Below are 6,182 nucleotides of genomic sequence, written 5' to 3'. Positions count from 1 at the left end.
TGCGACTTGCCCCGCGATGCTTTTAAACAATGCCTGCCTTGATCCCTAGCAACAAACTGTTACGGATTCAACCCCTGCGACAACCGGTCGCGCCCCGTATTCAAAGGGCTGCAGCCCGATCCACCCTAGGTCGGGTGGATGGCCAGGGGGTGGCATGACAGAATGCCCCGGTTTTCTGGCCGACCCACCCCAAGGGCCGGCACCTTCCCTGTAAAGGATGGTTCCATGACTGATCTGTTGACCCGGCGCGCGGTAGTCGCCGGGATGGGCGTACTGGGGCTTGGCCTGTTGGCGGGTTGCAACCCGGCCCGCGGCCTGGACTTCAAGTACGGCAAGAACATGAGCAACGAGATCCTCGGGCGCAAATTCAAGCTCAAGGACACCCAGGGCAACGAACGCTCCCTGTCGAGCTTCTACGGCAGCATGCCGATGATCTTCTTCGGCTTCACCCAATGCCCGGCGGTCTGCCCGACCGCGCTGGCGCGTGTGGCGCAGATCCGCAAGATGCTCCGGGGCCGTGACCTCGAGCTGTTCCAGCCGGTGCTCATCACCTTGGACCCGGAACGCGACACCCCCGAAGTGCTCGATGCCTACGTCAAGGCGTTCGACCCGTCGATCATCGCCCTGACGGGCACCCCCGAGGAAATCGCCGAAGTGGCCCGGGAGTTCAAGGTGTTCTACGAAAAAGTCCCGGTCGGCGACACCTATACCATCTCTCACTCGTCCACCAGCTACGTCTACGATACCCGTGGCACCCTGCGCCTGAGCCTCGGCCATTCCCTCAACGCCAAGGAATGCACCGAAGACCTGCTCACCCTGATGGAGATTTGCTGAATGTCGATGCAACCGATCAAACGCACCCTGGCTGCCCTGGCGCTGTTCGGCCTGGCCCTGCCGGCCTTCGCCCAGACCACCGTGAGCGACGCCTGGGTGCGCGCCAGCGTGCCGCACCAGCAGTCCACCGGTGCCTTCATGACCCTCACCGCCAGCAGCGACAGCAAACTGGTGAGCGTGGCATCGCCCGTAGCCAAGACCGTGCAAGTGCACGAAATGACCATGAACGGCGACGTGATGGGCATGCGTGAGGTCAAGGCGGTCGAACTGCCGGCCGGCAAGCCGGTCACCCTCGACCCGAATGGCTTGCACGTGATGCTGATGGGCCTGAACCAGCAGGTGAAGGACGGTGAGCAGGTGCCACTGACCCTGACCATCGAGGATGCCAAGGGCGCCAAGGAAACCCTGCAGGTGCAGGCAACGGTGCGTCCGCTTACTGCCGAGGCGGGCGGCGGGCATGACCATATGCACATGAAGCACTGATCGAGATGGGGCCGCTTATGCGGCCCTCACATTTTCAGCCTGGTGCACAGGCTCAAGCGATGTGCTTTCAGCTGCGAAAGCGTGGCAGCGGGCGTTCGATGCTCAGCGACGTCAGCGTCTTGCGCACCTGCGCTTCGTCGGCTTCCAGCGCCTTGAGGCTTGCGCGGATCTTGCCGGCGGCGGGCACGTCGCCCTGGCGATCGATCCAGTCGGCGATTTCCTTGCAGGCGCTGCTCAAGTTGGCCTGGCGCTGGGTCATCAGCGACAGCAGATTGGTGATTTCACGTTCGGACATGGCGGGATCCTCCGTTCAGCCCCTTGAGTGTAGCAGTGGCCTGCCAGGCTGCCTGGGGTGGATTGCCGCACGCCGTCAGGGGGTAAGGCAGGCCTGGCGATAAGCGCCAGGGGTGACGCCATAGGCCTGTTTGAACTGTCGGCTGAGGTGGCTCTGGTCGGCAAAACCCAGGTTGAAGGCGACTTCCAGGGCCGGCAGGCCGCTGCGCAGCAACTCCCGGGCACGGGCCAGGCGACGCTGCTTGAGCCAGGCATGGGGCGGCAGGCCAGTGGCCTGGCGGAACACCCGGGCGAAGTGGAAGGGCGAGAGGTTCACCGCCGCTGCCAGGGTTTCCAGCGACGGTGGGTCGGCCAGTTGGCTTTCCAGCAACTCGCGGGCGCGGGCTACCGCCAGTGGCTCATGGCCAGGGGCGGCGGGTTCGGCGCAGTGGCCGTGGCGCTGCACCAGCGCCAATACTGCCTGGCGCCAGGCGGTTTGTTGCTCGAGGGCGCTGGCACCGGCCTCCGAACGCTGGTTCAGTTGGCTGAAGGCCGCGGCCAGTGCCGGGTCCTGGATGACGCTGGCCTTGAACAGCGGCATGCCGTGGCGGCCCAGATCCAGCTCGTCGAGCACCCCGGTGACCCGTGCGCATTCGGGGTAGAACCCACGGTAGCGCCAACCGGCCTCGTGGGCAGTGGCACCGGTGTGCAGCTCATCGGGGTTGATCAACACCATGCTGCCCACCGGCGCCAGGTGCTCGCTGCCACGGTGCCAGAAGCGCTGGGCGCCGGACTCGATCACCGTGAACACGTAGCCTTCGTGCACATGCGGGGCGAAGCGCTGCTGGAAGTAGCGGGCGTGCAGCATCTCGACGTCGCCCAGCGCCGGAGCTTGCCACAGGTGGGTCTGTTCGCGTTGGGGCGTGGTCATGCCAGCCAGCTGCGCAGCAGGAAGAAGATCAGCATGCTTGCCAGCATGCTCAGCAATACGCTGCGGGTCAACAGCACCAGGGTGATGGCCACCAGCGAGCCGAGTAGGTACGGGTTGAGCGGGCTCAGATCGAGCTGGTGGCCAGGCAGGAAAATGATCGGCCCGCAGATGGCCGTGAGCATGCCGGGCACGGCAAAGCCGAGGAACTGCCGGGCGTTGGAGCTCAACCGCAAGGGCAGGCGCGGTTCCAGAAAGGCATAGCGATTGAGGAACACCACCGCTCCCATGGCGAAGATCAGCAGCCAGATCATGAGCGGCCTCCGGAGAATTTCTGACAGATGAAGCCCGCGGCCATGCCCAGCAGGCCGGCCGCCACCAGCGCGGTTTCCCAGTGCCAGAAGCTGAACAGCACCGAGCAGAACAGCGACACTGCCACGCACACCAGGGTGGGCAGGTTGCGCACCAGCGGCGCGATCAGCGCGACAAAGGTGGCGACAATGGAGAAGTCCAGGCCCAACTGATCCAGGTGCGGGATGTTCTGGCCGAGGATGATGCCGGCCAGGGTGAACAGGTTCCACGCCACGTAGAAGGTCAGGCCCACCCCCAGGGCGTATCAGCGGTTGAACTGCTGCTGGTCGTGGTGGCTGGTCAGGGCGAAGAACTCATCGGTGAGCAGGAACCCCAGCCCTAGCCGCCAGCGCGTCGGCAACCCCGACAGCACAGGCCGCATCGACAGCCCGTAAAGCAGGTGTTGCGAGGTCAGCAGCAACGTGGTGAGCAGGATCGAGAACAGGTTGGCGCCGCCCTTGAGCATGCCGATCGCCACCAGCTGCGCGGCACCGGCGAAGACAATGGCCGACAACCCCTGGCCTTGCCAGGCACTGAGGTTGGCTTCGATGGCCATGGAACCGGCGAGCAGCCCCCAGGGGGCGACGGCCAGTGACAGCGGCAGGATGGCGATGGCGCCATGGGCGAATGCCTGGCGGGCCAGGATGGGGTTGGGCATGGGGCACGACAACGAATCGACAAGGTGGGCCAGCATGCCAGAGGTGCCGCCCGCTGGCTTGAACGTTCTTGCTGGTTTGCCGACAAGGGCTCAGCGATTGCTCAAGTGCTGTTGCGCCGACGCGCAGCCGTTGATTTCCACCGCCTTCTGCAGCAAGGCCTGGCGCCGCGCCGGGTCGAGGTCACTGAGCAGGCGGAACACTTCGGCCTGGTAGTCGCGCTGGCGCCCCCACTGCAACGCCAGGCCTTGTGGCCGGCTGCGGTTGCAGGCCAGGCGGGTGGCCGGCTGCGGGTAGTAGGGCGCATACAGGGTGGCCATGCGGGGGATCGACTCCAGCGCTTCGCGGTAGGCAGGGCTGCTGTTGTAAGGCCGACACCAACGGGCGATGGCCAGTGCAGGCGGGGCAAAACCTTGCTTGAGGCTGGCTTCCAGCAGTGGGCAGGCAGCGTCCGGGATCTGCGTGGTCGGCAGGAAGGTGATGTAGTACAGCGCCAGGCGGTACTGCGCGACCGGGTGATCGAGCGCCACTGATTTCTTCAGTAGCGTCACCGCCGTGGGCAGGGTGCGGGCCATGGCCTGGCCCTGGCGGCTCAGTTCGGGGTCGCTTGCAACGGTTCGCAACGGGCTGGCGCTGTCGTCTGCCACGTCCGCTTGTTCCAGTAGCGGCAAGGCCTGGCGGTAGAGCAGGTCAGCATGCGGGTCGATGCTCACCTCCAACGCCTGGGCAGCGAACGTCGTCAGCAGCAGCGGCAGGCAGGCCGCGCGCAGGGCGTTAAGCCCCTGGCGCGGGTAGACGGCTTGAATGGTCATGGCAGGTGCGGGTGTGCCTCTGGCGAATCAGGTGCGACGACGGCGTATTCTAGCCATCCTCGTCCGCTCGCCGGAAGTCCGGGAAACCCCTATCAGCCCAGCTTGACCGGCGGCACTCTGCGTTGCGCGTGTTTTTCCTGGGCCAGGCCCAGCTTGGCGGTGATCACCTTGGCCAGGGCTTTGTTGCCTTGATCGTTGAAGTGCAGGCGATCGACGAACAGGTCTTCGGCAAAAGCCAGTGAGCTGCTGAGCATGCAGTTCATGTCGTAGCAAGGGACCGGCTCGGCCTGGCTTCTGATGCGTCGGAAAAACGCCGAGTGCAGTTGGCGGTCGTAGCTGTCACCGAGCAGGCGGTCGAAGTTCGTCGGTTGCTTCGCCAGCCCGGCCAGCATCGCTTGTTCGCCGGCAGGCAGCGTCTCGCGGCACCAGGGCAGCAGCGGCTGGAGGATGAAGGTCAGGCTGGTATGGTCGTCCGCCAGCAGGCGCTCCCATTGGCGCAGGGTACGGCCGATGCTGTCGGCGGCGCGAGCCAGGCGTTTGTCCGCGGGCGACAACGCATCAAGCGCCGGCCACTGCGGCGCCTGGCGAGGTGCAACGGCATGCCGCAGCTGCTGCCACAAGGATGCGTGGCGCGCCGGCGCGGTGTCTTGCACCCCCTCGTTGAAACGATTGAGAAACGCCAGGTGGGCCTGCGAGCGCTGCGGGTCATGGGCAGCGGCGAGTATCTCGACCAGTGCCTCCTGGGCGAGGGTGTTCAACCCGCTGAGTACCACGACATGGCCGAGCTGGCCAAAGCGGTGCTGATGGGTGAGGAACAGCAGCAGCTCCTGCGTGGCGTTGAGCCCGCATCCGGCCAGGCTTAGCCAGGTCTCACCGGTCAGCAGCGACAGGTTGGACGCCACCGTATGTTCATCGGTGCTGGCACCGATCCCCAGCGCGGTGGAGCCCCCCACCAGCAGGTTGATGCGCCCTGCGCCTGCGCATTCGGCCACCGAAAAGCGCTTGCCGGCGCGATGGCTGTAGCGCATTCCCTGTGCGTCGGTATTGATGGCGCTGGAGCGATAGCCCTGTTCGTGCACGTACAGTGTCTGCGGTGCGCGGCGGCTGCCCAGCTGCAGGAAGCGCTGATAGCTGTCCTGCAACGGCTGCGCGGCACCTGCCGTGGGCCTGGCGATCAGGGTCATGGACGCTCCTTGGCGGCGTGCCGCACGGCAGGGTTCAGGCCGCCAGGGCCTTGAGGTTGTAGGCCAGGCCAACGCCGGCGATCAGCAGCAGGGCAACCCCCGAAGCCAGGCTGATCAGGCGGTTGCTGCGCTGTGAGGCGATCTTGCCGATGGCGAAGATGTACAGGCTGAGCACGGCGAAGTCGATGGCGATCCACAGCAGTGACAGCACCACCATGCTTTTGCCGAACGACTCGGTGATCTGGATGAACTGCGGGAAGAACGAGATGAAGAAGATGATGTCCTTGGGGTTGGAGATGCCGACCATGAACCCCTGCAGCAGGCCGCCGCGGGTGGCCGCTGGCGCTTCGGCTGCGGCCTGCTGTGGCGGGGCCTGCAGGGCTTCGCGCAGGGTGCTCACGGCGATGTAGCCGATGAACAGGCAGCCTAGCAGGCTCATGCCGTTGAGCCAGGCTTTGTCGATGGCTGCGCTGGTCATGATGATCCAGGCCGCGACGCCGATCAGCACCAGCGAGGCCCAGTTGGTGCCGATGGCGGTGAACAGGGCCTTGCGCGAGCCGGCGGCAGCGGCGGTGTTGACGATCAACGCCACTACCGGGCCGGGTGTGGCGATCAGCAGCAGGACAGTGAGGGCGTAGGTGGCGGTCAGTGCGGTATTCAC

The 6,182-nt window shown here is 65.5% G+C and carries 8 protein-coding genes and 1 pseudogene; 2 read left to right on the top strand and 7 right to left on the bottom strand.

The genetic code is table 11. From position 1 onward, the window contains the following. Nucleotides 1-225: 225 nt before the first annotated feature. Nucleotides 226-834, top strand: coding sequence for an SCO family protein (locus tag DM373_RS25430; protein WP_110996177.1), 609 nt, complete (start codon nt 226-228; stop codon nt 832-834). Beyond that, a complete protein-coding gene (locus DM373_RS25425; RefSeq protein WP_110996176.1) occupies nt 835-1,317 on the top strand; it encodes a copper chaperone PCu(A)C in 483 nt (160 codons plus the stop codon). 67 nt (nt 1,318-1,384) lie between these two features. On the opposite strand, the gene DM373_RS25420 is transcribed toward DM373_RS25425, so the two are convergent. From DM373_RS25420 to DM373_RS25390, 7 genes and pseudogenes are all read right to left on the bottom strand, one after another. Further along, on the bottom strand, nt 1,385-1,612 hold the full coding sequence (locus DM373_RS25420) for a hypothetical protein (RefSeq protein WP_110996175.1): 228 nt from the start codon (nt 1,610-1,612) through the stop codon (nt 1,385-1,387). A 75-nt stretch (nt 1,613-1,687) separates the two neighbouring features. After that, nucleotides 1,688-2,521 (bottom strand): AraC family transcriptional regulator, encoded by an 834-nt coding sequence (locus tag DM373_RS25415; RefSeq protein ID WP_110996174.1) that lies wholly within the window; start codon nt 2,519-2,521, stop codon nt 1,688-1,690. After that, nucleotides 2,518-2,832 carry an AzlD domain-containing protein gene (locus tag DM373_RS25410; RefSeq protein ID WP_011534512.1) on the bottom strand — a complete coding sequence of 105 codons (315 nt, stop codon included), beginning with the start codon at nt 2,830-2,832 and terminating at the stop codon, nt 2,518-2,520. Before DM373_RS25410 ends, DM373_RS25415 begins: the two co-directional genes overlap by 4 nt. Then, nucleotides 2,829-3,527: pseudogene (locus DM373_RS25405) on the bottom strand (AzlC family ABC transporter permease). The gene DM373_RS25410 and the pseudogene DM373_RS25405 overlap by 4 nt, the downstream one beginning before the upstream one ends. 90 nt (nt 3,528-3,617) lie before the next feature. Continuing rightward, the gene (locus tag DM373_RS25400; RefSeq protein WP_244215134.1) at nt 3,618-4,337 is read right to left on the bottom strand and encodes a sel1 repeat family protein; all 720 of its coding nucleotides are present in this window, start codon (nt 4,335-4,337) and stop codon (nt 3,618-3,620) included. Nucleotides 4,338-4,429: 92 nt separating this feature from the next. Further along, nucleotides 4,430-5,521 carry a hypothetical protein gene (locus DM373_RS25395; RefSeq protein ID WP_110996173.1) on the bottom strand — a complete coding sequence of 364 codons (1,092 nt, stop codon included), beginning with the start codon at nt 5,519-5,521 and terminating at the stop codon, nt 4,430-4,432. Nucleotides 5,522-5,555: 34 nt separating this feature from the next. Then, nucleotides 5,556-6,182 (bottom strand): LysE family translocator, encoded by a 627-nt coding sequence (locus tag DM373_RS25390; protein ID WP_110996172.1) that lies wholly within the window; start codon nt 6,180-6,182, stop codon nt 5,556-5,558.

It is taken from the genome of Pseudomonas sichuanensis (assembly GCF_003231305.1).
In the GTDB taxonomy this organism is placed as follows: Bacteria; Pseudomonadota; Gammaproteobacteria; order Pseudomonadales; family Pseudomonadaceae; genus Aquipseudomonas; species Aquipseudomonas sichuanensis.
This window is presented reverse-complemented; position numbering and strand designations above follow the sequence as displayed.